30 protein-coding genes are annotated in these 26,872 nt (G+C 57.1%); 22 read left to right on the top strand and 8 right to left on the bottom strand.

Annotated elements, in window-relative coordinates; all coding sequences use genetic code 11:
* Nucleotides 1–97 precede the first annotated feature (97 nt).
* Together SCT_RS08520 and SCT_RS08515 are read left to right on the top strand one after the other, a co-directional pair.
* On the top strand, nt 98–943 hold the full coding sequence (locus SCT_RS08520; RefSeq protein ID WP_059421642.1) for a 23S rRNA (adenine(2030)-N(6))-methyltransferase RlmJ: 846 nt from the start codon (nt 98–100) through the stop codon (nt 941–943).
* 72 nt (nt 944–1,015) lie between these two features.
* Nucleotides 1,016–1,549: a transposase gene (locus SCT_RS08515; protein WP_059421639.1), complete on the top strand. Its 534-nt coding sequence runs from the start codon at nt 1,016–1,018 to the stop codon at nt 1,547–1,549.
* A gap of 132 nt (nt 1,550–1,681) precedes the next feature.
* Here the strand turns inward: SCT_RS08515 and SCT_RS08510 are convergent, their stop codons facing one another.
* Entirely contained in the window at nt 1,682–2,608 is a 927-nt protein-coding gene (locus tag SCT_RS08510) for a DMT family transporter (protein WP_059421634.1), read from the bottom strand.
* A gap of 284 nt (nt 2,609–2,892) precedes the next feature.
* Here SCT_RS08510 and SCT_RS08505 point away from each other — a divergent pair, with 284 nt between their 5' ends.
* Nucleotides 2,893–3,336: a glutaredoxin domain-containing protein gene (locus SCT_RS08505; RefSeq protein ID WP_059421630.1), complete on the top strand. Its 444-nt coding sequence runs from the start codon at nt 2,893–2,895 to the stop codon at nt 3,334–3,336.
* 47 nt (nt 3,337–3,383) lie between these two features.
* Here the strand turns inward: SCT_RS08505 and SCT_RS08500 are convergent, their stop codons facing one another.
* Together SCT_RS08500 and recQ are read right to left on the bottom strand one after the other, a co-directional pair.
* Nucleotides 3,384–3,917 carry a thermonuclease family protein gene (locus SCT_RS08500; RefSeq protein ID WP_059421624.1) on the bottom strand — a complete coding sequence of 178 codons (534 nt, stop codon included), beginning with the start codon at nt 3,915–3,917 and terminating at the stop codon, nt 3,384–3,386.
* Nucleotides 3,914–5,764: a DNA helicase RecQ gene (gene recQ / locus SCT_RS08495; protein WP_059421619.1), complete on the bottom strand. Its 1,851-nt coding sequence runs from the start codon at nt 5,762–5,764 to the stop codon at nt 3,914–3,916. Before recQ ends, SCT_RS08500 begins: the two co-directional genes overlap by 4 nt.
* A 210-nt stretch (nt 5,765–5,974) precedes the next feature.
* On the opposite strand from recQ, the gene SCT_RS17415 reads away from it, so the two are divergent.
* The gene (locus SCT_RS17415) at nt 5,975–6,136 is read left to right on the top strand and encodes a hypothetical protein (protein WP_189799654.1); all 162 of its coding nucleotides are present in this window, start codon (nt 5,975–5,977) and stop codon (nt 6,134–6,136) included.
* Between the two features lie 4 nt (nt 6,137–6,140).
* On the opposite strand, the gene SCT_RS08490 is transcribed toward SCT_RS17415, so the two are convergent.
* Nucleotides 6,141–7,574 carry an MBL fold metallo-hydrolase RNA specificity domain-containing protein gene (locus tag SCT_RS08490; RefSeq protein ID WP_059421615.1) on the bottom strand — a complete coding sequence of 478 codons (1,434 nt, stop codon included), beginning with the start codon at nt 7,572–7,574 and terminating at the stop codon, nt 6,141–6,143.
* Nucleotides 7,575–7,598: 24 nt separating this feature from the next.
* Complete coding sequence (locus SCT_RS08485; protein WP_059421609.1) at nt 7,599–8,615, bottom strand: folate-binding protein YgfZ; 1,017 nt, start codon at nt 8,613–8,615, stop codon at nt 7,599–7,601.
* Nucleotides 8,616–8,685: 70 nt separating this feature from the next.
* Here SCT_RS08485 and SCT_RS08480 point away from each other — a divergent pair, with 70 nt between their 5' ends.
* Nucleotides 8,686–9,120: a protein YgfX gene (locus SCT_RS08480; RefSeq protein WP_371257735.1), complete on the top strand. Its 435-nt coding sequence runs from the start codon at nt 8,686–8,688 to the stop codon at nt 9,118–9,120.
* A gap of 3 nt (nt 9,121–9,123) precedes the next feature.
* On the opposite strand, the gene nadB is transcribed toward SCT_RS08480, so the two are convergent.
* Nucleotides 9,124–10,704, bottom strand: a complete 1,581-nt coding sequence (gene nadB, locus SCT_RS08475) for an L-aspartate oxidase (RefSeq protein WP_059421605.1) — start codon at nt 10,702–10,704, stop codon at nt 9,124–9,126.
* A gap of 265 nt (nt 10,705–10,969) precedes the next feature.
* Between nadB and rpoE the strand changes: the two genes are divergently transcribed.
* The 12 genes from rpoE (at nt 10,970) to SCT_RS08415 (ending at nt 21,481) form a co-directional block, all read left to right on the top strand.
* Entirely contained in the window at nt 10,970–11,569 is a 600-nt protein-coding gene (gene rpoE, locus SCT_RS08470) for an RNA polymerase sigma factor RpoE (RefSeq protein WP_059421604.1), read from the top strand.
* Between the two features lie 2 nt (nt 11,570–11,571).
* On the top strand, nt 11,572–12,075 hold the full coding sequence (locus SCT_RS08465) for a sigma-E factor negative regulatory protein (RefSeq protein WP_059421602.1): 504 nt from the start codon (nt 11,572–11,574) through the stop codon (nt 12,073–12,075).
* Nucleotides 12,072–13,040 carry a MucB/RseB C-terminal domain-containing protein gene (locus SCT_RS08460; RefSeq protein ID WP_059421600.1) on the top strand — a complete coding sequence of 323 codons (969 nt, stop codon included), beginning with the start codon at nt 12,072–12,074 and terminating at the stop codon, nt 13,038–13,040. Before SCT_RS08465 ends, SCT_RS08460 begins: the two co-directional genes overlap by 4 nt.
* A 9-nt stretch (nt 13,041–13,049) precedes the next feature.
* Nucleotides 13,050–13,535 (top strand): SoxR reducing system RseC family protein, encoded by a 486-nt coding sequence (locus tag SCT_RS08455; protein ID WP_059421598.1) that lies wholly within the window; start codon nt 13,050–13,052, stop codon nt 13,533–13,535.
* A gap of 39 nt (nt 13,536–13,574) precedes the next feature.
* Complete coding sequence (locus tag SCT_RS08450; RefSeq protein WP_059421596.1) at nt 13,575–14,951, top strand: DegQ family serine endoprotease; 1,377 nt, start codon at nt 13,575–13,577, stop codon at nt 14,949–14,951.
* Nucleotides 14,948–15,199 (top strand): glutaredoxin family protein, encoded by a 252-nt coding sequence (locus SCT_RS08445; RefSeq protein WP_189799653.1) that lies wholly within the window; start codon nt 14,948–14,950, stop codon nt 15,197–15,199. The genes SCT_RS08450 and SCT_RS08445 overlap by 4 nt, the downstream gene beginning before the upstream one ends.
* A 58-nt stretch (nt 15,200–15,257) precedes the next feature.
* Nucleotides 15,258–17,051 (top strand): translation elongation factor 4, encoded by a 1,794-nt coding sequence (lepA, locus tag SCT_RS08440; RefSeq protein WP_059421595.1) that lies wholly within the window; start codon nt 15,258–15,260, stop codon nt 17,049–17,051.
* Nucleotides 17,052–17,132: 81 nt separating this feature from the next.
* Nucleotides 17,133–17,936, top strand: a complete 804-nt coding sequence (gene lepB / locus SCT_RS08435; RefSeq protein ID WP_059421593.1) for a signal peptidase I — start codon at nt 17,133–17,135, stop codon at nt 17,934–17,936.
* A 13-nt stretch (nt 17,937–17,949) separates the two neighbouring features.
* Nucleotides 17,950–18,315, top strand: a complete 366-nt coding sequence (locus SCT_RS08430) for a DUF4845 domain-containing protein (RefSeq protein WP_159107891.1) — start codon at nt 17,950–17,952, stop codon at nt 18,313–18,315.
* A 9-nt stretch (nt 18,316–18,324) separates the two neighbouring features.
* Nucleotides 18,325–18,999, top strand: a complete 675-nt coding sequence (rnc, locus tag SCT_RS08425; protein ID WP_059421588.1) for a ribonuclease III — start codon at nt 18,325–18,327, stop codon at nt 18,997–18,999.
* Between the two features lie 86 nt (nt 19,000–19,085).
* Nucleotides 19,086–19,967 (top strand): GTPase Era, encoded by an 882-nt coding sequence (gene era, locus SCT_RS08420; RefSeq protein ID WP_059421586.1) that lies wholly within the window; start codon nt 19,086–19,088, stop codon nt 19,965–19,967.
* Between the two features lie 179 nt (nt 19,968–20,146).
* On the top strand, nt 20,147–21,481 hold the full coding sequence (locus tag SCT_RS08415; protein ID WP_059421581.1) for a DEAD/DEAH box helicase: 1,335 nt from the start codon (nt 20,147–20,149) through the stop codon (nt 21,479–21,481).
* 61 nt (nt 21,482–21,542) lie between these two features.
* Here the strand turns inward: SCT_RS08415 and SCT_RS08410 are convergent, their stop codons facing one another.
* A complete protein-coding gene (locus SCT_RS08410) occupies nt 21,543–21,845 on the bottom strand; it encodes a hypothetical protein (RefSeq protein ID WP_059421578.1) in 303 nt (100 codons plus the stop codon).
* Nucleotides 21,846–21,851: 6 nt separating this feature from the next.
* Entirely contained in the window at nt 21,852–23,096 is a 1,245-nt protein-coding gene (locus SCT_RS08405; protein ID WP_059421577.1) for a nitronate monooxygenase, read from the bottom strand.
* A 353-nt stretch (nt 23,097–23,449) separates the two neighbouring features.
* Between SCT_RS08405 and SCT_RS17315 the strand changes: the two genes are divergently transcribed.
* The 5 genes from SCT_RS17315 (at nt 23,450) to nagZ (ending at nt 26,795) form a co-directional block, all read left to right on the top strand.
* The gene (locus tag SCT_RS17315; RefSeq protein WP_059421576.1) at nt 23,450–23,701 is read left to right on the top strand and encodes a hypothetical protein; all 252 of its coding nucleotides are present in this window, start codon (nt 23,450–23,452) and stop codon (nt 23,699–23,701) included.
* 166 nt (nt 23,702–23,867) lie between these two features.
* Nucleotides 23,868–24,593, top strand: coding sequence for a DNA repair protein RecO (gene recO, locus SCT_RS08395; protein ID WP_059421574.1), 726 nt, complete (start codon nt 23,868–23,870; stop codon nt 24,591–24,593).
* Entirely contained in the window at nt 24,590–25,315 is a 726-nt protein-coding gene (gene pdxJ, locus SCT_RS08390; protein ID WP_059421573.1) for a pyridoxine 5'-phosphate synthase, read from the top strand. The genes recO and pdxJ overlap by 4 nt, the downstream gene beginning before the upstream one ends.
* The gene (gene acpS, locus SCT_RS08385) at nt 25,312–25,689 is read left to right on the top strand and encodes a holo-ACP synthase (protein ID WP_059421566.1); all 378 of its coding nucleotides are present in this window, start codon (nt 25,312–25,314) and stop codon (nt 25,687–25,689) included. Before pdxJ ends, acpS begins: the two co-directional genes overlap by 4 nt.
* A 17-nt stretch (nt 25,690–25,706) precedes the next feature.
* The gene (gene nagZ / locus SCT_RS08380; RefSeq protein ID WP_059421562.1) at nt 25,707–26,795 is read left to right on the top strand and encodes a beta-N-acetylhexosaminidase; all 1,089 of its coding nucleotides are present in this window, start codon (nt 25,707–25,709) and stop codon (nt 26,793–26,795) included.
* Nucleotides 26,796–26,872 lie beyond the last annotated feature (77 nt).

The raw sequence follows: 26,872 nt of genomic DNA, 5'->3' as shown, positions 1-26,872 counted from the left end.
CCATCCTACCCATACTGTTTGGTTCCGGCTCGCCCGGCTTAGGCTTATAATTCCCCTGCGGCCTTGATCGCGCCTTCCATGACCGGGACTACCTCTGATGAATTACCGCCACGGCTACCATGCCGGCAATTTTTGCGACGTATTCAAACACCTCATCCTGATGCTGCTGATCGAACATTTCAAGCACAAGGAAAAGGGTTTTACCGTGCTTGACGCACATGCCGGCGATGGCTCCTACAGCCTGCGCGGCGATCTGGCCGCCAAGACGGGCGAGGCGGAAGCGGGTATTTTGCGGGTGCTGGAATTTGCCCATCCTTCGCCGGCGCTTGCCGATTTTCTCAACCTGGTGCGCCGCCTGGGTTTGCCGGATGCCGAGGGCCGGCTGACCAGCTATCCCGGCTCGCCGCGATTGGCGCGTGCGCTGCTACGGCCGCAGGACAAGCTGCTGCTGAGCGAGATCCACCCGGATGCGCTGAGTGCGCTGGAGCGTTTGTTCCGCGATGACCGCCAGGTGCGTATCCAGGCGCTCGACGCCGCGCTGGCGCTGAAGTCGCAGCTGCCGCCGGAAAGCAGGCGCGCACTGGTGCTGCTCGATCCGCCGTACGAAGAACCAGACGAGTTCCGCCGCCAGTTGACCGCCCTGAAAGAGGCTTACAAACGTTTCCCCACCGGCACCTATGCCATCTGGTACCCGATCAAAAGCCCGGAGCCGGTGCGCCATTTTCACCGCCAACTGGTTGCCAGCGGGATCAAGCCGATACTCACCACGGAAATCCACCTCGCCCCGCTCAACAACTTTCAGCTCAACGGCAGTGGCATGACGATCATCAACCCGCCATGGAAGCTTGATACGCAGCTAGGCGAAGTGCTGCCGGAATTGCTGGCTGCGCTGGGGGCGGAAAAGAGCGGAAAAATCCGTCTGGAATGGACGGTGCCGGAATGATCCAATCCACCAGCATCCGTAGGTTGGGGTGAGCCTGCGAACCCCAACACTCCCAAAGCAACAAACAGAACCATGAGCCGCTACACACGCGCATTTACGCCAGGCGGGACGTTCTTCTTTACCGCCAACCTGGCCGATAGATCGAAAACCCTGCTTACCGACCATATCGACAAGCTGCGCGAAAACCTGCGGCATGTCCGTGAACGGCATCCATTCCATATCGACGCCATCGTGGTTCTGCCCGACCACCTCCATGCCCTCTGGACATTGCCGCCCGGCGATGCGGATTACCCCACCCGATGGACATTGATCAAAGCAGGGTTTTCTCGCGGCCTGCCCAAGAACGAGCGCATCGGTTCGAGCCGAATCGCCAAGGGCGAACGGGGCATCTGGCAGCGGCGATATTGGGAACACCAAATCCGCGACGAAGCCGATTACGCCCGGCATATCGATTACATCCATTACAACCCGGTCAAACACGGCTACGTGAAATCACCTATCGATTGGCCGCAGTCGTCGATACATCGGTATGTGCGGGATGGGATTCTCCCGTCGGATTGGGGTGCGAATTATGCCGAGGCGGAAATGGCGGGGTGGGGAGAATGAGGAGAGAAGTGTTGGGGTTCCTTCGTCACCCCAACCTACGGCTGCTGCCCGAATTGCTGGCCGCGCTGGGCGCGGAAAAAACCGGCAAAGTCCGTCTGGAATGGACAGTACCTGAGTAACTCAGCTTAAACGCTATTTTCCCCCGCTTTTGCTGTTGAGGCTGACGGTGATTACGCCGGTCAGCACCAGCAGCGAACCGGCAAGCTGCTGCAGGGATACCCCCTCATTCAGGAAAACATGGGCCAGGTAGATCGTGGCCACCGGCCCGATGGAGCCGATCAGCGAGGCATTGCCCGAGCCGATGCGGCGGATTCCGGCGGAAAGCAGAAACACCGGCAGCACCGTGGAAAAAATCGCCATAGCGATGGCCAACTCGTAGACCCGCAGCGGCAGGTCGAGTGCTGCCAACGGGTGGGTCACGCCGAACTGAAGCAGGCTGGCAGCACTGGCGACTATCATGGCATAGGCGGTGAACCTGGCTGCGCCGATGCGGGCGATGGCATGGCCGGCACCCACCAGATAGATCGAATAGGACAAGGTGCTGGCGAACACCAGTGAGGCGCCCAGCACGATGCCGCCCCGGTTCATCCCCACGTCGTGGAGGAAAACCAGAAAAATTCCCGCATAGCTCAAGATCATCGCCGCCACCACTTTTCTGCTGATGGCGCGCCGGTAGACCAGCGCTGACAGGATCACCGTCATGGTGGGGTAGAGGAACAGAATCAGCCGTTCCAGTCCGGCGGAAATGGTTTGCAGCCCGAGAAAATCCAGGAAACTGGACAGGTAATATCCGATCAGACCCAGCCCCAGAACGGCCATCCAGTCCTGTTTGTCGAGCGATTCGGCGTGAGTCTTTCTGGCCCATAGCGCAACCACCAGGAAAAACGGGACGGAAAATGCCATGCGCAGAGCCAGCAGCGTCACCGCATCCACGGCGTCGAAATAAGCCAGCTTGACCAGGATGGCCTTGGCCGAAAAGCCGACTGCGGCGAGAACCGCGAAGGTAACGCCGAAAAGGACGTCCCGCTGGATGGCACTAGCCGGTGATGCGTTTTTCATGAAGACCCTTTGGATATATGTGGTGCGGGTCTTCGGCAGGAAAAAGCAATCGCGGTCTGACCCGCAGTTGCTCGATGATATTAAAACGGGAGCGAATTACTGCGGCAATGGGATAGCGCCCATAGCGGTAGTCGCATGGTGGAGGTCGATTCGGAACGGATGAGGAAATTTGTTACCATAAGAGGACTATAGCGGGCGCTGTCCCGTATTGTCAATTGTGGGTGTTCGCGAACTGCGCGCCTGATCGAGGGTGCGTGATCTTCCCCATCTGGCTGGAGTGGCACATGAACAAGTGGTCCATTTTCTTTCTGTTGTTCTTCGCTTTCGCCACACAGCAAGTGCAGGCTGAAATCTATAAAATCGTCGGTGCCGACGGCAAGGTGTCGTATGCCGACAGGGCTCCCCAGTCCGCTACGGCCAAAACCGAGAAGTTGAACATTCAGACCTATTCCGGCGTCCCCTCGGTTTCCTCGTACAACGGATCGGTCGGGAAAGTCACCATTCTGTCCGCGCAATGGTGCGGCGTCTGCCAGCAGGCCAAAGCCTACATGAAGAGCCGCAAGATATCTTTCGAGGAATGGGATATCGACCAGTCCGACTATGCCCGCTCCAAGATGAGGGAACTGGGCGCCAAGGGTGTTCCTGTCATCCTGGTGGGTAAACAGAAAATGGTTGGCTTCTCTCCGGAAGGGCTGGACGACATGCTGCAAAAGGCGGGGGCGTTATGACGGTGGGTTGATAATGGGCAACTTACCCATTGTCTGAGAAATAGCGCTTATTTCCGCAGGAGCTCCCACGGCGGCACCGGATTGCTATCAGCCCACAACCCATTGCGGTGAATCTTCGCTTCAAATTCTGCCCGCTCGTACTTTGATTGATCCTCTGGGGTTTGCTCCTTTGCATGGCCCCTGTACCACCAGGCCTGTCCGGTCTTGATTTGCTCCAGGCCGGCATCAAGTGTCTTGGGGCAGTCACGCTGGTTACGGCAGGGCGAATCAAACGGGGCGGCCATGACCTTGCCGATAATGCGCCCATAGCGATCCCGTTTATTCCATTCGACAGCCACGTCACGACCGTTTAGCAAAGCCCCCAGTTTTTGATGTGAGAGATTCCCGAACGCTTGATACTTTTCTGGCGCGTCAATGCCAATTAACCAAACCTTGTGTTGCTGGTTTGAGTAATCCTGAACGGTAATTGTGTCGCCATCCGTAATTTGAGTAACCCATCCCGTGAGAGTTTCAGCCTGGGCGATTGGTCCGAGGCTGGAAAAAATCAGGGCTGCAGCTAGCGTAATGTAGCGTGTATTCATGTAGGGAAGGCCCCGTTTGCCTCATGCTCCAGTACCTGTAAAAACTCGTCGCCGTATTTCGCCAGCTTGGCCTGGCCCACGCCGGTGATTTCGCCCATTTCTCTCAGGCTGCCGGGACGGCGGTTGAGGATTTCCAGCAGTGTGCTGTCGTGGAAGATGACATAGGGCGGCACGCCTTGTTCGCGGGCGAGTTCGGTGCGCTTGGCTTTGAGGGCGAGCCACAGCGGGTCTTCGTTGGCGCCGGCGAAGGCTTCGCGGGCACGGGCGCCGCGCTCGGCCTTGCTGGTTCGGCTCTTTTTGGCCGGTTCGGCATCGCGTCGCAGCCAGACTTCCTGCTCGCCGCGCAACACCGGGCGGGATTCCTCGGTCAGGCGCAGGCCGCCGTAGGCTTCGATGTCCACGTTGAGCAGTCCGGCGGCGACGAGCTGGCGGTAGACGCTGCTCCACTGGGCTTGGGCAAGCGCCTGGCCGATGCCGAAGGTAGTGAGCTGGTGGTGGCGGAATTTCTCGACCTGGGGCGTGGTCTTGCCCAGCAGCACATCGATCAGGTGGCCGACGCCGAAGCGCTGGCCGGTGCGGTAGACGCAGGATAGCGCCATCTGCGCGGGCTGGGTGGCGTCCCAGGTGTCGACGGGTTCGAGGCAGTTGTCGCACTGACCGCAGTCGCCGGGGTGCTCCTCGCCGAAGTAGCGCAGGATGGTCTGGTGGCGGCAGGCGGTGGCCTCGCAGAAGCCGAGCAGGGCATCGAGCTTCTGCAGTTCGACCCGCTTGCGCTCGGCGGGGGCTTCGCCGGAACTGAGCATCTGGCGCATCGAGACCACGTCACCCAGGCCGTAGGTCATCCAGGCATCCGCAGGCAGGCCGTCGCGACCGGCGCGACCAGTTTCCTGATAGTAGCCTTCCATGCTCTTGGGCAGGTCGAGATGAGCGACGAAGCGCACGTTGGGCTTGTCGATGCCCATGCCGAAAGCGACGGTGGCGACCATGATCACGCCTTCCTCGCGCAGGAAACGGCGCTGGTTGGCGTTGCGCGTGGCGGCGTCGAGACCGGCGTGGTAGGGCAGGGCATCCCAGCCTTTGTCCTTGAGCCAGGCGGCGGTCTCATCGACTTTTTTGCGCGACAGGCAGTAGACAATGCCGGCATCGTTGGTGTGTTCGGCTTCCAGAAATGTTTGCAACTGGTTCCTCGCGTTGGCCTTCAGCGTCACCCGGTAACGGATGTTCGGGCGGTCGAAGCTGGAGACGAACTGGTGGGCCTGTTCCAGCGCCAGACGCTCGACGATTTCGCGCCGGGTCGGGGCGTCCGCCGTGGCGGTGAGCGCGATGCGCGGCACCGCTGGGAAACGCTCGTGGAGTACCGTCAATTCCCGGTATTCGGGGCGGAAGTCGTGGCCCCACTGCGACACGCAGTGCGCCTCGTCGATGGCGAAAAGCGCCAATCCCGGACCGGCCTGAACTTGCTCCAGCGCGCTCAGGAAATTCGCCATCAGCAGGCGCTCCGGAGCTACATAGAGGATATCCAGGTCGCCGCGCATCAGGCGGCCAAACACGTCTCGGGCGGCTTCGGCGGTCAGGCTGGAGTTGAGGAAGGCGGCCTTGACGCCGAGTTGCTTGAGGGCGTCCACCTGGTCCTGCATCAGCGCGATCAGCGGCGACACCACGATGCCGACGCCGTGCCGCAACAGCGCGGGGAGTTGGTAGCACAGGGATTTTCCGCCGCCGGTCGGCATCAGCACCAACGCATCGCCACCCGACGTGACGTGTTCGACGATGGCCTGCTGCTCGTCGCGGAAAGCGCTGTAGCCGAAAACGTCGTGGAGGATTTGCTGGGCTGAGGGGGAGGGCATGGGCGGTCGAGCGGATAAAATGCTATTTTACCCTTTCATGAGCTTCCCGGGTTATGCAATGCTCCGGGCCGGCTCTGAATGATAGGGCGCAGTTGTGTTGTTGTTTCTGTTAAACTAACTCATCTTCGATAGGTACATAATGAGCTTGGCTTCCAGGCTGGCTTTATTTCCTTTCTTAATCACGAATACCAACTTAAAGGGTGATATAACTTGGCAAAACCTAATTTTCAATATGAAAAGCGTCAGAAAGAGCTGGAAAAGAAAAGAAAAAAAGAAGAAAAAACACAGCAGAAACTGAATAAAACCCAGCCCCAGGAAAACCCGGAGCAGTCTCCGGGTGAGGGCAGCGCCAATCCGCCTCCGGCTGAGTAAAGGGTTATGGCTTTTCCTCGGCCACCTTTACGAAGATGGCTGAGTCCCCCAAGCCGGGTATGGTGACTTCCCAGTCCATTTTCTTGATGTAGCCGGCTAACGCCTGGGCGGCGTGCAGTTCGCCGTGAACCACGAAGGTTTGGCTTGGCGGCCGCTTGAACTGTTTGAGCCAGTGCAGCAGGGCGGCCTGGTCGGCATGGGCCGAGAACCCGCCGATAGTGTAAATTTCCGCGTGTACGAGAATGTCCTTGCCGTAAATCCGAGTCGTTTTTGCACCATCTACCAGTCGTCTTCCTAACGTGCCCTGGGCCTGGAAACCGGTAATCAGGATCGTGTTCTGTCTTTTTCCCAGATTATTGATCAGGTGAAACTTGATGCGCCCGGCATCGCACATGCCGCTTGCGGAAATAATGATCGCACCGGAATGGATGCTGTTCAGCGCGATGGATTCTTCCGCACTGCCGGTAAAAGTGAGCTTTAGCGGAACGGTGTTATTTGCCTGCCAGGCGGAGAGTTTCCTCGCTTCCTCGTCGAACATTTCCATGTGCCGCATGGTGATGTCCGTGGCTTTGGTCGCCATCGGCGAATCCACATAGACGTTCAGATTCTTGAATCGACCCTGGCGAGTGAGTTCCTGAAGAAAGTAGAGGATTTCCTGCGTGCGGCCCACGGCGAAGGCGGGAATGATGACATTGCCTTTTTTCCGGTACAGCGTGTCATTGATGGCATGCACGAATTCTTCGGTGGTCGCTGGCAGGTCTTTGTGCAGACGGTCGCCGTAGGTGGATTCGACGAACAGGATATCGGCTTCTTCGATGATGGTGGGGTCGCGCAGGATAGGCTGGCCGGGCTGCCCGAGGTCTCCCGAGAAAACCAGCTTGGTCTGCTTGCCTCCACCTTTGACCCAGACTTCGATTATGGCTGATCCCAGAATATGGCCCGCATCCCTGAAACAGCAGTGTACGGATGGGTGCGGGGAGATCTGCGTATCGTAGGAAACCGGCGCCAGTCTGCCCAGGCAGATTTCAGCTTCGGCCATGGTGTACAGCGGGGTGGCTTCCGTACTGAACTTGCGTTTTTTCCTTGGTTTTTCCTCCCGCCGGAGGTTTTCCCTGCTGGCTTCGATTTCCTGAATGTGGGCGGAATCCGGCAGCATCACTCCAAGCAGGTCGGCGGTGGCGGTCGTGGTGTAAATCTGTCCGTCAAAACCCGCCGCGACCAGCTTGGGTAGCAAACCGCTGTGGTCGATATGGGCGTGGGTCAGCAGGACAAAGGCGATATCCCGGGGATTGAACCTGAAGGGTTGCGCATTCAGCTTGTCGGCCTCGTGGCCGCCCTGGAACATGCCGCAATCCACCAGGAATTTGACCTCCCCGGTTTCGATCAGGTAGCAGGAGCCGGTGACCTGCTGGGCGGCGCCGAGGAAGGAAATTTTCATTTGTGACCTCCGGGTGTGTCTGCTCTAGACCGGGTAAGGCAGGGGCAGGAAATGCAGGGTCGGGCCCTCCGGGGTTTTAAAGTGCACCGTGCCGGCTTCAATACTGCTGGTAGGGATCACCGCCAGCAGGTCGTAGCCGCCATCGGGAGCGGGCTGGGCGTTCACCACCATGCCCGTCGTCGACTCTGCGCCGAATACTTCATCTCCCGGCTGGGGCGCGCTGTCCGAGTCAACATGTGCGAGATACAAACGGCGTTTGACCTTGCCGAGATATTGCGTACGCGCCACGATCTCCTGGCCGGTGTAGCATCCCTTGTTGAAGCTGACGCCGCCGATGGCCTCGAAATTCGCCATTTGTGGTGTGAACTGTTCCTGGGTCTGGGGCAGGATGACCGGGATGCCGGCGTGGATTTCCAGCCATTCCCAGCTGACGCTGCCGACCGGGGTGGCCTGGCCGCTCAATTCCTCCCACAGGGCAGGCCCATGCTCCAGGGTTACCACGATTTCGAAGCGCGTTGCGCCGAGCCGGATGATCGTTCCACTGTCGTGGCGAGCAACGCCCAGCACATCTGGCGGCAATGCGCCGATGGTGGCCTGCAATAATGCTTCGGCACCCGTGCCGGCCACACCGAGACGAACCGATTCTTCGCCGGCATCGCGTACCTTGACCTTGGCGCGCAGCACATACATCGTCAGTCGCTTCTGGATGCCAGCTTGCAGAGTGGCGGGCAGTTGCAGAAAATAACCGCCAGCGTCCCGCCATACCAGGAAGCTCGCCAGCATCCGGCCTTTCGGCGTGCACAGACTGTTGTATTGCGCGCGGTCGGAGGTCATCCTGACATCGTTGGTGGTCTGGCCCTGCAGAAAAGTCTGGCTGTCCTCGCCATCGATACCGATCACGCCACGATGGGAGAGGTCGGTGAGAACGGTGCCGGACTGAGCGGCCAGCAATTCTTTTTTCAGATCGCCGAAATGAATGGCATGATCGTCTGCCATGGTGGCGCCCGCTTTAACAAGATGGTCTTTCCAGGTGGGATTCATATTTTTGACGGAGTTTGAAAGTGATGTTGGTTAAAATAAGGCCATTCGGGCATTTTTACAAGGGTTGCGGGTGGAGACACTGACGATCACAGTTGGGCCGTCCCGGCGGTTGGCGGGTTTACTCGTGGGTATGCATGGTTTTTCCGCAGCCATGTTTTGGCTGGCGCCACTGCCACAGTGGATCGTCGTCTTGCTGATGCCGGTGTTTCTCGGCAGCGCCTGGCATACGCTGCGGCGCGATAGTTTCCGTACTCTGCAGAATTCGCTGGTTGCTTTGCGGCTCGATACCGATTGCAGCTGCGAATTCCAGACCCGCGCCGGGGCATGGCACGAAGCCGACTTGCTCGGCAGCAGCTTCGTTGCCCCTTATTTGACCGTGCTGAATTTGAAACCGGAGAGCGGCCGCCTGGTGAAACATCTGGTGATTCTTCCGGATGCAATCCATGCGGAAGATTTCAGGCGACTGAGGGTGTGGCTGAAATGGCGCTGCAAGAAGGTAGATTAATCGCTATTTGCCGCCCGGCACCAGTACCGTGTTTTTTGCTTCGGCCAGCTGCTCCGGATAATCCCGGCTGTAATGCAGGCCGCGGCTTTCGTGGCGCAGCATGGCGCATTGCACGATCAGGTCGGCGGTGAGCACCAGGTTACGCAGCTCGATCAGGTCATTGCTGACGCGGAAGTTCTGGTAATACTCGTTGATTTCCTCGGTGAGCAGGCGGATGCGGTGCTGCGCCCGTTCCAGGCGTTTGTTGGTGCGCACGATGCCGACGTAATCCCACATGAAGCGGCGCAGTTCGTCCCAGTTGTGGGAAATGACGATTTCCTCGTCGGCGTCGGTGACGCGGCTTTCATCCCATTCCGGCAGAGCGACGAGCGGTGTTTGCGGCTGCTTGAGGATATCCTTCGCGGCGGCCTGGGCGTATACCATGCACTCCAGCAGCGAGTTGCTGGCCAGCCGGTTGGCGCCGTGCAGCCCGGTGCAGGCGACCTCGCCGATGGCATACAGGTTGGGAATGTCGGTGCGTGCCGAGCAGTCGGTGACGATGCCGCCGCAGCTGTAGTGTGCCGCCGGTACCACGGGAATGGGCTGGCGCGTGATGTCGATACCCAGTTCCAGGCAGCGTTCGTAAATATTGGGGAAATGCTCCCTGAGGAAAGCGGCCGGCTTGTGAGAAATGTCGAGATAAACGCAGTCCAGACCGCGTTTTTTCATTTCGAAATCAATCGCGCGTGCCACTACGTCGCGTGGCGCCAGTTCGGCGCGAGGGTCGTACTCCGGCATGAAGCGGGTGCCGTCGCGCAATACCAGGATGCCACCTTCGCCACGCACCGCTTCGGTGATCAGGAATGATTTGGCGTGGGGATGATACAAACAGGTGGGATGGAACTGGACAAATTCCATGTTTGACACCCTGCATCCGGCGCGCCAGCCCATCGCGACGCCGTCACCAGTGGCCACGTCGGGATTGGTGGTGTAAAGATAGACCTTGCCGGCACCCCCGCTGGCCAGCACGATATGTCGGGCGGCAAAGGTTCTGACTTTGGCGCTGTTCTTGTCGAGAACATACACGCCGTGACAGGCATTATCCTCTAGCCCGAGCTTGCCGCCGGTAATAAGGTCGATGGCGATGTGGTTTTCCAGCAGGGTGATGTTGGCGTGGTTTTTGACTTTTTCCGCAAGGGTGACCTGTATCGCATGGCCAGTTGCATCAGCTGCATGGATGATACGGCGGTGGCTGTGACCACCTTCCCGGGTCAGGTGGTAGCCGGTGCTGTTGTCCGCATCCCGGGTAAAGGGCACGCCCTGCTCGATCAGCCATTCGATCGCGGCCCGGCTGTTTTCCACCACGAAGCGGGTGGCTTGTTCGTCGCATAGCCCTGCGCCGGCTATCAGGGTGTCGCTGATGTGCGCCTTGATCGAGTCATCGTCCGCCAGCACGGCGGCGATGCCGCCCTGCGCCCAGTTGCTGGCGCCATCCAGCAATCCACGCTTGGTGACGATCGCCACTTGCTGGCTTTCGGCGAGATTCAGCGCCAGCGTCATGCCGGCCAGCCCGCTGCCGATGATGATCACGTCGAAATGCGACATGTACATTGTCCCTATGTTTTTATAGATATGCGTTGGAAATGATAGCACGCAACGTGGGTGCAGGGCAGGGAGGTGTTTTTTGCGAAACTGGCCTGTTAATAACCATTCAGGGATGTGAACTATTCTGAGGCAGGGGTGTCTTTAGGAATAGGTTGCGTTCCCTGAAGTGGATGAGGGCGCTATACTGAAATCATTGGATGGCATGGGAAGGCCCTGCCAGCAATGGGGACAAGTATAATGGCGCTGAATTTCAGGGACGGCCCAAATGGGTGATCGTGAGATTGACCAGCAGCTGGTCGAGCGAGCACAGCACGGTGACAAGCATGCTTTTGAGCTGCTTGTCGCGAAGTACCAGCGCAAGCTGGGGCGTTTGCTGTCACGCTTTATCCGTAACCCTACCGAAGTAGAGGACGTGGTTCAGGAAGCGTTCATCAAGGCTTACCGCGCACTGCCTTCGTTTCGGGGTGAAAGCGCTTTTTATACCTGGCTGTATCGGATCGGAATCAATGCCGCCAAGAATTATCTGGTGTCTGAAGGCAGGCGGCCGCCGACGACAACGGAGTTCGACAGCGAGGAGGCCGAAGGTTTTGAAGATGCCGATCAGCTTCGCAATATCAATACGCCTGAAAATGAACTGATGAGCAAGCAGGTTGCCGAAACCGTGAACAAGGCAATGGATAGCCTGCCCGAGGAACTTAAAACCGCGATCACACTGCGTGAAATCGAGGGTCTGAGTTATGAGGAAATTGCGAACATGATGAATTGCCCGATTGGTACGGTGCGGTCGAGGATTTTTCGTGCTCGCGAATCAATCGCCGAGAAGTTAAGACCTTTGCTGGGAACTGATAGAGATACGAGGTGGTAAACATGATGGAGAGTCGAATATCTGCGCTGACAGATGGTGAACTGGATCATGAAGAGGCGAATGAAATTTTGATTTCCGGCCGAGAACAACCGGAATTGCAGCAGAAGTGGAATATGTATCACCTGATCGGCGATACCTTGAGACAAACTTCCCCGCTTTCACCCGATTTCAACGCTCGAATCGCCGGTCAGTTGGCAAAAGAGCCGACGGTTCTGGCGCCCCGGAGATTCCTTTCGCACCGGCGCCCCGTGATTGCACTGTCTGCCGCGGCTTCGGTCGCAGCGGTTTCCCTGGTGGCGTGGGTGGCGCTGCAATTCAATCATGAGAGTGGCCCGGGTGCGGCAGCCAGTAACGTTATTGCAGAGGCGAGCACGGCGAATAGCGGCTCGTCCGAGATAAACGTCAATGGTTACCTGGCGGCACATCAGGAATACTCACATGCCGACCAGCTGACCCGGAACTATCAGCGTGCTTCTCTCGAAAAACCGCAGGATGGGGGCCGATGAGAGCAGTACTCCTCGCTGTAGCCGCGCTGGTGGGATTGCATGGTGTATCGCAGGCGGCGGATGTGGTGCAGCAGACGGATGCGCTGAACTGGCTGAACAAAGCCACCGTTGCGGCACACCAGCTCAATTACACCGGTACTTACATCTATCAGTATGGCGACCATATTGAAACCAGCAAAATCACCCATATCAAGGATGAAGGCGGCGAGCATGAAAAGCTCGAGGCGCTGGATGGTTCTTCCCGTGAAGTGATCCGCAATAATGAAGAGGTGCTGTGCTTCAAACCGGACAACAGTGATTCCGTCCTGGTGGAGAAAAAGAAGATCGAAAAATCTTTTCCTGCGTTGCTGCCCAGGCAGCTTGGAGGTATTGCCGACAATTATCGTGCTCGATTTGCCGAATCCGATCGCACAGCCGGCCATGCTTGCAAGGTGATTGTTCTCGAACCCAGGGATCAATACCGTTACCCGCACAAGCTCTGGATTGACCAAGCCACGGGCTTGCTGCTGAAAGCCAGCATGTTCAACGAAAGGAACGAGGTGATCGGCCTATTCGCGTTCACCCAAGTGGAAATCGGTGGGCGGATAGACAAGGAATCCATCAAGCCGAGAATTGCCGGCAAAAAGGTGCTGAGTGAACCGGTAATCGCGACGGAACTGCAGCAAAGCGATTTGAACTGGGTGGTGAAGCAGCTTCCACCTGGTTTTGCCCAAGTGACGGTGACGAGGCGCATGATACCGGGGAAAGACTTGCCAGTGAAGCATCTGGTGTTTTCTGATGGTCTGGCGACAGTGTCTGTTTTCATCGAGTCTGTCGCGGCCATGGCAAAGCCCATGCAAAGCGTGGTTCGCCAAGGAGCTGTCCATGTTTACACGCGTACTGTAGCTGACCATCAGATCACCGTGTTAGGCGAAGTTCCCTCTGTTACCGTGATGCAGATCGCGAATTCCGTCAGCAAAAATTAGGTGTTAGCCATGATAGAAACCGAAGCGGTAGTCGTCAAAATTGAACATGCCGTTGCCTACGTTCAGGCGGAGCGGAAGTCGAACTGCAGCAGTTGCAGCGAAAGTAGCTGCGGAACTTCGGTACTGGCGAATTTTTTTGGTAAGAGGACGCCACTTTATCGTGCCAGCAACGAAGTCGGCGCAAAGGTCGGTGATCGGGTTGTGGTCGGCTTGAATGAGTCGGCACTGTTCAAGGGGACGCTGCTGCTTTACCTGTTTCCCCTGCTGTTATTGTTTGTCGGTGCGGTGGCGGGGAGTGTGCTGGCTGTTACCGCGGATGTTAAGGATGGGTATTCTGTAGCAGGCGCCTGCATCGGACTGGCGGCGGGTTTTCTCGGATTGAAGTTGTTTTCGTCGAAGATGGGGTTGGCCAGACAATTCCAGCCGGTTATCCTGAGTCGGATGGTCGATATGCCAGTAAGTGTGGTGAATTTTGAGAGTGGCTTGAAGAAGTGAGTTTTTTTCAATAATTAACTTTGTTGAGGTGGCTAGAAAATGAAGAAGTTGTTGTGGGCTTTTTTCCTGATTTCTTTTTCCGTGTTTTCCTATGCCAAGGATCTGCCGGATTTCACCGAGCTGGTTGAAAAGCAGGGGCCGGCGGTGGTGAATGTAAGCATCACCCAGACCGTCAACCATGAAGAAATGCTTCCTCAAATCCCCAATCTTCCCGAGGGTGACCCTTTCTTCGATTTCTTTCGTCGTTTCCATCCGCCTCATGGCGAAATTCCGCGCGAGTTCGAGTCGAAGTCCCAGGGCTCGGGTTTCATCGTCAGTGCTGACGGCTATATTCTCACTAACGCGCATGTCGTGGATGGGGCCGACGAGGTCACCGTTCGCCTGACCGACAAGCGCGAATTCAAGGCCAAGGTGATCGGCGCGGATCGCCGCACCGACGTGGCGCTGATTAAGATCAATGCTGCCGGGCTTCCCAAGGTGGTGATCGGGAACCCCTCCCAACTCAAGGTGGGCGAGTGGGTGGCGGCGATCGGTTCGCCTTTCGGCTTTGAGAACAGCGTTACGGCGGGAATTGTCAGTGCCAAGGGGCGCTCGTTGCCGCAGGAAAACTACGTGCCCTTCATCCAGACCGATGCAGCGATCAATCCGGGTAATTCGGGTGGGCCGCTGTTCAACCTCAGGGGTGAGGTGGTCGGCATCAACTCCCAGATATACAGCCGCACCGGCGGCTATATGGGAGTCGCCTTTGCAATTCCGATCGACGTGGCGATGGACGTTGCCGACCAGTTGCGTATTCATGGCAAGATCAGCCGCGGCTGGCTCGGGGTGATGATTCAGGAAGTCACCAGAGAATTGGCCGAGTCGTTCGGGTTGAAGAAATCGGAAGGGGCCCTGATCGCGGGCGTGGAGACGGGTGGCCCGGCGGATAAGGGGGGGTTGGCACCAAGCGATGTGGTACTGAAATTCGACGGCAAGCCGGTGGGCAACGCCAGCGAACTGCCTCTCCTGGTCGGTGCGACCAAGCCTGGAAAACAGGTGGAGGTCCAGGTATGGCGCAAAGGTTCGGTCAGGAATTTGGCCCTGACCGTGGGAGAAGCGCCGACCGAGAAAGTGGCGCAGCGTCCTGGCAAGATGGAAAGCGCTGCTGGCAGGCTGGGTCTGGGTTTGAATGACCTTTCCGAGGCGCAGAAGAAAGAGTTGCAGATTCCGCACGGCGTGGTGGTGGTTGAAGTTCAAGGATCGGCTGCGCGAGCTGGAGTCCGACGCGGTGACGTGATTACGGCTGTCAACAATAGTGACGTGAAAAGCGTCGAGCAGTTTAATCAGATTCTTGCTGGTTACAAGGCAGGACAGAATATTGCGCTGCTGGTGCGGCGCGGAGAGCGCGCACTGTTCATTCCCTTCAAGATGCGATGACAGGTGGAATCGTATTGACGGTTTACGGGCGCGAAGACTGCCACCTGTGCCATGACATGATCGCGGAGCTTGAGGCTTTTCAGCCGGAATACCGATTTGCGCTGGTAGTTGTCGATGTGGACGAAGACGAAACCCTGGAACGGCAATACGGCCATTTAGTGCCTGTGTTGGCCGGAAACGGCGAGGAAATCTGTCATTACCATCTCGATCCGGTCGCACTTGCTGCTTATTTCGGTAAAATCCGGTAAAATCCGTCTTTCCCAAAAAAGAAAGGGCACCGCAAAGTGCCCTTTTTTACTGACCCAAATGAAGAACATCCGCAATTTTTCCATTATCGCTCATATCGACCACGGCAAATCCACCCTGGCCGACCGTATCATCCATTTCTGCGGCGGCCTTTCCGATCGAGAGATGGAGGCGCAAGTGCTGGACTCGATGGATATCGAGCGCGAGCGCGGTATCACCATCAAGGCACAGACTGCCGCGCTGACGTACAAGGCCCTCGATGGGCAGGTTTACCAGCTTAACCTGATCGATACTCCCGGCCACGTTGATTTCTCCTATGAAGTCAGCCGCTCGCTCTCTGCTTGTGAAGGGGCGCTGCTGGTGGTGGACGCTTCGCAGGGCGTGGAGGCGCAGAGTGTGGCGAACTGCTATACCGCCATCGAGCAAGGGGTAGAGGTCGTATCGGTGCTCAACAAGATCGATCTGCCCAGCGCCGAGCCAGAGCGGGTGATGAAGGAAATTGAGGACATAATCGGTATTGATGCCAGCCACGCGGTTCTCTGCTCGGCCAAGACGGGTCTGGGTGTGCAGGACGTGCTGGAAGCGGTAATCGCCCGTATTCCGGCACCAAAGGGCAACCCGGATGGCCCCTTGAAGGCCCTGATCATCGACTCGTGGTTCGATAATTATGTCGGCGTGGTGATGTTGGTACGTGTGGTGGACGGCGTGCTGAAACCCAAGGATAAAATCCTGCTGATGGCTAGTGGCACTGAACACTTGTGCGAACAGGTCGGTGTCTTTACGCCAAAATCTCAGCCTCGGCCGCAACTCGCGGCGGGTGAGGTGGGCTTTGTTATTGCCGGCATCAAGGAACTCAAGGCAGCCAAGGTGGGCGATACCGTGACCTTGGCCGGAAGGCGTGCCAGCGAGGCGCTGCCGGGCTTCAAGGAAATTCAGCCGCAGGTGTTCGCCGGCCTGTATCCGGTGGAGTCGCATGAATACGAAGCCCTGCGTGATGCGCTGGAAAAACTCAAACTCAACGATGCCTCGCTACACTATGAGCCGGAAGTTTCCCAAGCGCTGGGCTTCGGATTTCGCTGCGGATTCCTCGGACTGCTGCACATGGAGATCGTGCAGGAGCGGTTGGAACGCGAGTACGATATGGACCTCATCACTACCGCGCCAACGGTGGTGTACGAGGTAGTGATGCGCGGCGGCGAAGTGCTGGAAATCGAAAACCCCGCCAAATTGCCTGAGTTGTCCAAGATCGAGGAAATCCGCGAGCCAATTATCACCACCACTGTCCTTGCGCCTCAGGAATATGTGGGCGCAGTGATGACGCTGTGTAACCAGAAGCGTGGCGTGCAGAAGAATATTCAGTATTTGGGGCGGCAGGTGATGCTGACCTACGAGATGCCGATGAATGAAGTGGTGATGGATTTCTTCGACAAGCTGAAATCGGTATCGCGCGGTTATGCCTCAATGGATTACGAATTCCTGGAATTCCGTACCTCCGATCTGGTAAAAGTGGACATTCTGATCAATGGCGAAAAGGTAGATGCCCTGTCGGTGATCGTTCATCGAGCTAATAGTCAGTATCGTGGCCGCGAAGTGGCGGCCAAGATGCGCGAACTGATTCCGCGTCAGATGTTCGACGTGGCGATCCAGGCGGCCATCGGTGCCCAAATCATCGCACGTGAAAACGTCAAGGCACTACGCAAGAACGTGCTGGCCAAGTGCTATGGTGGCGACATCAGCCGCAAGCGCAAGCTGCTGGAAAAGCAGAAGGCAGGCAAGAAGCGCATGAAACAGGTCGGCAATGTGGAAATTCCGCAGGAAGCCTTCCTGGCAATTTTGCAGGTGGACAATAAATAGTGATGAGTCAATGGTAATGAGTATGGGAGATGGCATTGGCATCACCCGCAACTCATTACCCATCACCAAAAAGGGTATCGAATGAATTTTCCGTTAATCATGTTGATTGCGCTGGTTGTTACCGGGGTTATCTGGCTGTTCGAGATTTACGCTCTTAAGCCGCGCCGCGTGGCAGGTGCCAAGGAGCCGATGCTGGTCGAATACTCCAAAAGTTTCTTCCCGGTCATCCTGGTAGTTTTCCTGCTGCGCTCTTTTCTGGTCGAGCCGTTCAAGATCCCTTCCGGTTCGATGATGCCGACGCTGCTTGTGGGTGATTTCATCCTGGTGAACAAATACACTTATGGCATCCGTTTGCCAGTGGCTAACCAGAAGATCCTCGAGATCAGCCAGCCGAAGAACGGTGACGTGATGGTTTTCCGCTACCCGGAAGATCCCTCGCTGGATTACATCAAGCGTGTGGTCGGCGTACCGGGGGATAAAATCAACTATCGCAACAAGCAACTCTCCATCAACGGCAAGCTCCTGAAAATTGAAAGTCTGGGCAGCTACAGCTACGTCAAAAGCGGCCTGAATTTCGTGAACGCCAACCTTTACGGCGAACAGCTGGGGGGGCACAACCACCAGACGCTGGTTCAGCCTGAGGCGCCAGTGCTGCGTCTGGGCGACGTGCGGCAGTTTTCCAACCGCGAAAATTGCGCTTACAATGATGAGGGCTTCACCTGTACGGTGCCGCAAGGCTACTATTTCATGATGGGCGACAACCGTGACGATAGTAATGACAGCCGCTACTGGGGCTTCGTGCCGGATCGCAACATAGTTGGCAAGGCTTTCATGATCTGGTGGAATTTCGATGATCTCAAGCGCATCGGGAAATCAATTGATTAAGGAGGGGGTGGTCATGAGGAAACAACAGGGCGCTACGGTGGTGGGTATGCTGTTTATTGCTGCTCTGGTGGGGTCGGCGTTAATCCTTGCAGCAAAGCTGGTGCCAGCCTATCTGGAATTCATGTCGGTCAAAAGGATATTTGGTAGCATGGCCTCCAGCGGAGATCTCAAATCCATGTCGCCTAAGGAACTTCAGGCCTCTTTCTTCAAACGCGCTGATGTCAGTGACGTGAAAAGCGTCAAACCGGAAGACCTGACTGTTAGCCGAGAAGGGAATACGTCAGTCATTGCTGTGGAATATTCCATCAAGGTGCCGGTTGTGGCCAATATCAGCGCCTGTATGGACTTCGCAGCCTCATCCTCCGCGCAGGGCGAGTAACTCACCTGCATGGGCACTGAAGCGCTGGTTCGGCGGATTGGCTATGAGTTCAAGGACCCGGCGCTGTTACGCAGGGCACTGACCCACCGCAGTTACGGTATGCCGCACAACGAGCGGCTGGAATTTCTCGGTGACAGCGTGCTGAGTTGCGCTATCGCCACGCATCTATATCATCTCCATACTCGCGTGCAGGAAGGCGATTTGAGCCGGATGCGCGCCCATCTGGTCAAGGAGCTGACGCTCTCTGAAATTGCCTCCTCCCTGAATTTGGGTGATTACCTGAAACTGGGGGAAGGAGAGCTGAAAAGCGGTGGTTTTCGCCGCCCCTCTATCCTCGCGGACACGTTGGAAGCGATTATCGGCGCGGTCTACCTCGATGGCGGTTTTGCCAGCGCGGAACAAATGATTGCAAGGCTTTTCGAGCCGCTGATGAAGGGGCTCGACCCGAAGACTCTGGGCAAGGATCCGAAAACCCTGCTGCAGGAATATTTGCAGGGCCGCAAACTGCCTTTGCCCAATTACACTGTGCTGTCGATCAGCGGCGAAGCCCACGAACAGCACTTCGAAGTCGAGTGCGCCATTCCCGACTTGGACGTGCGCGCCTGCGGCGGAGGGGTAAGCCGCCGTAGCGCAGAGCAACAGGCCGCTGGCAGCGTGATGCAAATACTGAATGGTGAGGGGTGAGGTGGAAGGTCAAAGTCTGTGCCGACCCCACTTTTTCGCCTCACCTCTAACACCTCATCCCTCACGAATCTTGAGAAGACATTAACATGGAATTTCGCACCGGTTACATCGCCATCGTCGGCCGTCCGAATGTGGGCAAGTCTACGCTGCTTAATCACTTGATCGGGCAGAAAATCAGCATCACTTCTCGCAAGGCGCAGACCACCCGGCACCGAATTGTCGGCATACGTACCGATGCCGATGCTCAGTATGTTTTCGTGGATACGCCAGGCTTCCAGATGCAGCACCAGAATGTGCTGAATCGTGTGATGAACCGTACCGTGACGCAATCACTGTCGGATGTGGATGTGGCGCTGTTCGTAATCGAAGCGATGCGCTTCGATGCCCGCGACGAAAAGGTGCTGGCCCTGTTGCCGCGCAATCAACCCGTGGTGCTGGTGATCAACAAGACCGACAAGGTGAGTGACAAGTCAACGCTGCTGCCGTTTATCGAGAAAGTGTCAGCCTCGTTCCCCTTTGCGGCGATCATTCCTGTCAGCGCCAAGCGCGACGCGCAGTTGCCTGAACTGGTGCAGGAGATCCGCCGTCATTTGCAGGAAGGCGAGCCGATATATGGCGAGGACGAAATTACCGACCGCAGCGAGCGTTTTCTCGCCGCCGAAATCGTGCGCGAAAAAGTTTTCCGCCTTCTGGGCGACGAAATTCCCTATTCCATCAGCGTCGAGATCGAGAAGTTCGAAACCGAAGGCGAGCTACGCCGCGTTTACGCTGCCATCATCGTCGACAGGGATAGCCAGAAGCCGATCCTGATCGGAAAGAAAGGCGAAAAACTCAAGGAAATCGGAACACAGGCCCGCAAGGACATGGAAGAGCTGTTCGGTCTCAAGGTTTACCTCGAAGTCTGGGTCAAGGTGAAAAGTGGTTGGGCTGACGATGAACGGGCGGTGAAAAGCCTGGGTTACGAATAACCTCTCTCCTGTCCTCATAGCTAAACGGTGAAAAAGCCTTCACTCTGCTATAATGCGCGCCTGCGGCGTACGCAATCCAGTCATCGCGCCGCTGCCCATTCGGGCTTATAAAACCCCCTCATCTGTCTAAGACTGGCGCCGATAAACGGCGACAGGCCGATGTTATTCCTGGAGTTACCATGTCCTTTGCTTCCCTCGGTCTGTCCGATGAAATTGTTCGTGCCGTCACTGAATGCGGCTACACTGTTCCCACACCTATCCAGATGCAGGCGATTCCCGCCGTGATGTCGGGCGGCGACCTGCTTGCCGGCGCACAGACCGGCACCGGCAAGACCGCCGGCTTCGTTCTGCCTATCCTGCACCGTCTTTCTGATGCCAGTGTCAAAGGCCCATCCAGCGGTCGGGCACCGATTCGGGCGCTGATCCTCATTCCTACCCGCGAACTCGCGGCACAGGTGGAGGAGAGCGTGCGGGATTATGGCAAGCATCTGAAACTGAATTCCATGACCATGATCGGCGGGGTCAACATCAATCCGCAAATCACGAAACTCAGGAGTCGCGTGGATATCCTGGTTGCCACGCCGGGGCGTTTGCTGGATCACGTGCAGCAGAAAACCGTCGACCTGTCGCACGTCGAAATTCTGGTGCTGGACGAAGCCGACCGCATGCTGGACATGGGTTTTATCCGCGACATCAAGAAAATCCTCGCGCTATTGCCGAAGCATCGGCAGAACCTGCTGTTTTCAGCCACCTTCTCCGACGAGATAAAGGCGCTGGCCGACGGCTTGCTGAACAAGCCCGCGATGATCGAGGTGGCGCGCCGCAACGCCACTGCCGACAATGTGTCGCACAAGGTTTACCCGGTGGACCGCGACAAGAAACGCGCCTTGCTTTCCCACCTGATAAAGCAGCACGACTGGTCGCAGGTGCTGGTGTTTACCCGCACCAAGCACGGCGCCAACCAGCTGGCAGAACATCTGGTCAAGGGCGGCATCCCGGCGCTGGCGATCCACGGCAACAAGAGCCAGTCGGCGCGGACTCGCGCATTGAGCGAGTTCAAGGACGGTAGCCTGAGAGTGCTGGTGGCTACAGATATTGCCGCCCGCGGTATTGACGTCGTTGACTTGCCGCATGTGGTCAACTTCGAGTTGCCCAACGTGCCGGAAGATTATGTTCACCGCATCGGCCGTACCGGCCGCGCTGGCGCGTCTGGTGAAGCTGTGTCTCTGGTGTGCGTCGATGAATACAAGCTGCTGGCGGATATCGAAAGACTGCTGAAGAGGGAATTGCCCGAGGAAGTGGTGCCGGGTTTCGAGCCAGACCGGAATGCCAAGCCTGAGCCGATCCAGAATGGACGCGGGTCAACACCGGGTGGTCGTGGTCAGCCGAGAGGCCGTTCCGCGCCCAGGGTACCTTCACAGAGCCGGGGGGCAGTGCCGGCCAGAGAGGCAAATGGCAATGTGGCTACGCCAAGGACGCCCCCGCTGCATCGTTCCGGCGGACGCCATCGCTGATTAAAAGTGGTAGGGGCCAAGTCTTGCATTTTCATAATGCAGGACTTGGCCCCTTATGTCTTTATAATGAACGTGTTGGACTGACTATTTTTGCTTGGCTGTTCAAGCCTTTTTGCAGTAATTCCGCTACCATTTCGTTTAGTCCTGTCTGACGTTCTTGCGCCAGCGACTGGATCTGCTTCACCAGATCACCGTTCAGTTTGACTGCAAACGGCACCAGACCGAGTGCCTGATCGAGTTTGCGTTGTTCGCGCCGGTCTACGGCAATGACAGCCTCTTGGCCGATGCGTCCGGCAGTGCCGGGTTGGTTGATTTTGCCCTTTATTTTCAAGCCGATGTTCTTTTCCAGGTCTGTTCTTTTCATGGTTTTTTAATCCGGCAATGCGATCTTCTGGTCGACGCTGAACTGATAGTCGCGGAACACGTGCTCCGCGCTGAGGATCTGGTAACTGCCGTCCGGCAGGCGTCGTGTGGTGTCCTTGAGCCGATAGGTGTAATGGCCGCAGGTCCAGCAATTGAAGTTGCGCATGTGGGTACAAAGGCAGGTCTTTTCCTTCACCGAGATTTTCTTTGCCTTCGGGTGAGCTGCTACTTCACGGTTATAGGCTTCGATGTAGGCGCAATGCCCGGAGCCATCGAGCAGGTAGCCGTAAGACTCGCAGCCAGGACGGATGCCTGAGCCGATTGCCGGGCTGTTTTTGAGCATACGCATCGGATAGCCCGTCGGTGAAACGGTGTTGACCTCGATGTCGTCCTCCGTGGCCTTGATGTACTCCTGAATCACCTTCTCCGGCAGACCGCACTCGTGCACCGCGGTAAAGCGTGTTGCCACTTGCACCGCCGCTGCGCCGTTTTCGAGGAAGGACACGGCATCGCTGCCGGTGAAAATTCCGCCGGCCGCAATCAGTGGAATATTTAATTTCTCCGACTGCAAATACTGATAAATTTCAGCCATGATCGTGTGCAGATCGTATTTCGCCCAATCCATGTCGAAGCCGAGATGTCCGCCGGCCAGAGGCCCTTCGACCACGATGAAATCCGGCAACCGATTGAGTTTGGCGGTTTTGCGCAGGAAGAGCTGTAGTGCCCGAAGCGAGGAGACAATGATGCCCAGCCTGGCATCACGAAAGCGGGGGTGATCTTCCATCAGCGCGAATGAACCGAGGTGGAGGCCGGCGCTCAGCGTAATGCCGTCAATTCCTGCATCAAGGGCTGTGCGCAGGCGCACGCGCAGCGTTTCGCGCGGCGCGTTCATGGTGAGTTTTTCCATGCAGTTGATGAAGATCATGCCTTCGCCGCGCTTGGCTTCCATGGTCTTGCTCACGTGCAGGCGGGTGGCCTCGGCAATATGGCCGAGGTCGAATTTCACCAACGACTTGTCGGAATTGTCGATGTTGTATTTGTACTGCTTGAGTTTTTCTTTGATGAAGTGCGTTTCGTAGCGACGGTCGGACACGGTCGGCAGCATGGCGTCGGAAATGTGGCCGATGCCGCCCAAACGCGCCGCTTCGAGCGCGAGCTCGGCCGTCGAGATATCCACACCCATCCCGCCAATAATGATCGGCACCAGTTCCTGCTTGCCGAATTGCAGGCGGAAATCATCCACACATTTCATTGCTACCCTCGGACTAACGTCAATGGTTATAACTGGCTTTTAAGCGCATGATGCCGCTGTATGATTAGCCCACATAAGAGATTTTACCACCTCCCGGAGACTAGATAACTATTTTCCGTGTGGCAATATTTCCTTGCGGGGTATCTGTGGTTTAGCGACCGGGATGGGAGGAATGTCCTTCGATAGCAGAGCTTGCTTCGAGGTGTGAGCCAAGGTATCCCTGTGAGATTTATTGAGGCCGGGGTTCCCATGTCGAATTTTTGTCGATCCACCGGATGCACAGCCAATACCACAAGGCCACTATAAAAGTCAGTCCGGCCCAACTCCAGTCATCCAGGTGATAGGAAGCGGGGATGGGGGCGATCCCGCAAGCAAAACAGCCCGGCCCGGTTGTAGGCAACCACGGCAGAGCAGGGGAAAAGGGAATGCAGGCAATCCCGAACGCGAAACAACTCCAGAACAGGATCAGAGCGCCTTTCCGGCTGTTGATGCTGGAGAGCCCAAAGAAAACCCAAATGGGCATGTTGTCTCTTCTTTCCATATTTTCGAATCTCCTTCAAATCTTCAGGTTAGATGAAATTCAATTAAACAGGATTTTAAGCTGAATCTCATGGCAGGTCGAATGTGCTTGTCGCAGTTGTTAAAAGCGCCCGGATTATCCGGAAAGCGTGGACTGGAAGCCGAAAATAATGGATAGCCCTGCATCCTAACCCGTATAATTAACGGTGTTAAACAATAACCGTATTGATTTGCTAGCTATTATTCGAGGGTATGGCACGAGAACATAATGCCAGGCAGGGAGATCAACCCGCGTATGTCCTGCATACCTATCCCTATCGCGAAACCAGCCTGATCGTCGAGGTGTTCAGCCGTGATTTCGGTCGTCTGCCGCTGATGGCGCGCGGCGCGCGGCGACCGAAATCAGCCGTGCGCGGACTGTTGCTTTCTTTCCAGCCGCTTTCATTGAGTTGGTTCGGCAAGGCCGAGCTACGCACACTGCACAGTGCCGAATGGCAGGGTGGACAGCCGTTGTTGCAGGGCACGGCGCTGATCTGTGGTTTTTACCTGAATGAGCTGCTGCTCAAGCTGCTGCACCGCGACGACCCGCACGAGCAGCTGTTCATTTATTACCAGGATACCTTGCAGGAACTCGCGCGGCGCACGGATTATGCCGCCGTTCTGCGGCGCTTCGAAATGAATCTGCTGAAGGAATTGGGTTACGCCCTGACGCTCGACCATGATGCTGATTCCGGGGCGGCGATCGAGGTGGATGTGCCTTACCGCTACGTTTTCGAGCGCGGCCCGGTGCGGCAAAAAAACGGCCAAAACGGTGTAGAATTGCGGGGGAAGACGCTGCTGGACATGGCCGCCGACGATTACGGCGATCCGGTCACCCTGCAGCAAAGCAAGGCGTTGATGCGGGCGCTGATCAATCATTATCTCGGCGAGGATACCTTGCATACCCGCCAGATATTAAAGGACTTACAGGAACTATGATTCATTTGGGGGTCAACATCGACCATGTAGCCACGCTTCGGCAGGCGCGCGGAACCCGCTATCCCAGCCCGATCCAGGCGGCGTTGATGGCGGAATCAGCTGGCGCGGATTCGATCACCCTGCACTTGCGCGAAGACCGCCGCCACATCCAGGACGAGGACGTGGAAATTCTGCGTGCGGCCTTGCAGACCCGGATGAATCTGGAAATGGCGGTGACGGACGAGATGGTGGGGATTGCGCTGCGTTTGAAACCGCAGGATGTCTGTCTGGTACCGGAGAAGCGCGAGGAACGGACCACCGAAGGCGGGCTCGACGTGGTTGCCCATTTCGAGCGTATCAAACAGGCCTGTGCTGCAATGGGCGATGCCGGTATTCGCGTTTCGCTGTTCATTGCGCCGGAAAAGGCGCAGCTCGATGCGGCCAGGGAAGTGGGTGCGCCAGTGGTGGAAATTCATACCGGCCACTTTGCCGATGCCGAAACTGAGGTGGCGCAGGAGGTAGAACTTGCACGCATCCGCAACGCGGTTGAATACGGCATGAAGCTCGGCCTGCGGATGAATGCGGGCCACGGCTTGCACTACCACAATGTGCAGAAAATCGCCGCCATCCCCGGTGTTTACGAGCTCAATATCGGTCATGCCATCGTTGCGCAGGCCTTGTTCGTGGGTTGGGAACAGGCGGTGGCGGAAATGAAAGCGCTGATGGTGGCAGTCGCCAGATGATTTACGGCATCGGCACCGACATTATTGCGGTAGGGCGTATCGAGGAAGCGCTGAACCGTTTCGGCGACCGGTTTGCCAGGCGTATTCTGGCGAACGGGGAATGGGACGATTTTGCGAACAGCGTTCATCGCGCCCGCTTTCTCGCCAAACGCTTTGCAGCCAAGGAAGCCTTCGTCAAGGCGCTTGGCACGGGGATGCGCCATCCGGCAACCTGGCACAACATCAACGTGACGCACGATGCGCTCGGCCGACCGGGTTTTGGGCTGGAACCCGAGCTGGCGCAAGTTCTGGCGCAATGGCATATTCGCGGCCATCACCTGTCGATCAGTGACGAGGCGGAGATGGTGGTGGCGTTTTCCGTCCTGGAAAAATAATCTAGAGAAAATCAAAAATGACTCTTGGCCCGGTAATGCTCGATGTTCTCGGCACCGAATTGACTGACGAGGACAGGAAAAGACTGAAACACCCTCTGGTCGGCGGTGTGATCCTGTTCAGCAGGAATTATTCCTCGCAGGTGCAGCTAGCCAGGCTGACCGCTGAAATTCACGCTTTGCGCAACCCTCATCTGTTGATTGCCGTGGATCATGAAGGCGGTCGGGTGCAGCGATTCCGTGATGGTTTCACCCGCCTGCCGCCGATGCGCGAGCTGGGACATATCTGGGACGAACATCCGAACCGCGCCAAGACACTGGCGCACCAGACCGGTTGGGTGCTGGCGGCCGAGCTGCGAGCCAGCGGCGTGGATTTTAGCTTCACCCCGGTGCTGGACATCGATTTCGGGCAAAGCGGGGTGATCGGAGATCGCGCCTTCCACCGTGACCCGCAGGCCATTGCAGTTCTTGCGCACAGCCTGACGCTGGGCCTGAAACAGGGCGGCATGGCCGCGGTGGGCAAGCATTTTCCCGGTCATGGTTTCGTGCGCGCCGACTCGCATCTGGAAATCCCGGTGGACGAGCGCGACTATGCCGACATTGAGATGGATGACCTGATCCCCTTCAGGCAGATGATCGGTTTTGGCCTTGCCGGGATGATGCCGGCACATGTGATCTACCCGAAGGTGGACAAGCTGCCGGCAGGATTCTCCAGCATCTGGCTGAAGGATATCCTGCGCAAGGAACTCGGCTTTGACGGCGTGATTTTCAGCGACGATCTTTCCATGGAAGGCGCCAGCACAGCAGGCGGTGTGGTGCAACGCGCCGAGGCATCGCTGCAGGCGGGTTGCGATATGGTGCTGGTGTGTAACAAGCCGGAAAGCGCCGACGAACTGCTGGCTGGTCTGAAATGGGAAATGCCGGCACTGGGCATGGCGCGCCTGATTCGCATGCACGGCCGGACGCACCCGGAAAGTTGGGACAGATTGCATGAGGATAAGCATTACGTTGCAGCGGTGCATGCCGTCGGCAGTATCGGCGGGAGGAGCGGTGATCTGCCGCTGCAGTTGGCCGAAACCAACAGCTGTGCGCTGAGTGGAAACAAATAACAAGATATTTCACCACAGAGGCACAGAGACACGGAGAAAACCAGGGGGAGATTCCTGATGATAGCGGCTTTGCGCGC

It is taken from the genome of Sulfuricella sp. T08, from assembly GCF_000971475.1.
In the GTDB taxonomy this organism is placed as follows: domain Bacteria; phylum Pseudomonadota; class Gammaproteobacteria; order Burkholderiales; family Sulfuricellaceae; genus Sulfuricella.
The sequence above is the reverse complement of the archived record's forward strand: the minus strand, read 5'-3'. Positions and strand labels throughout refer to the sequence as shown.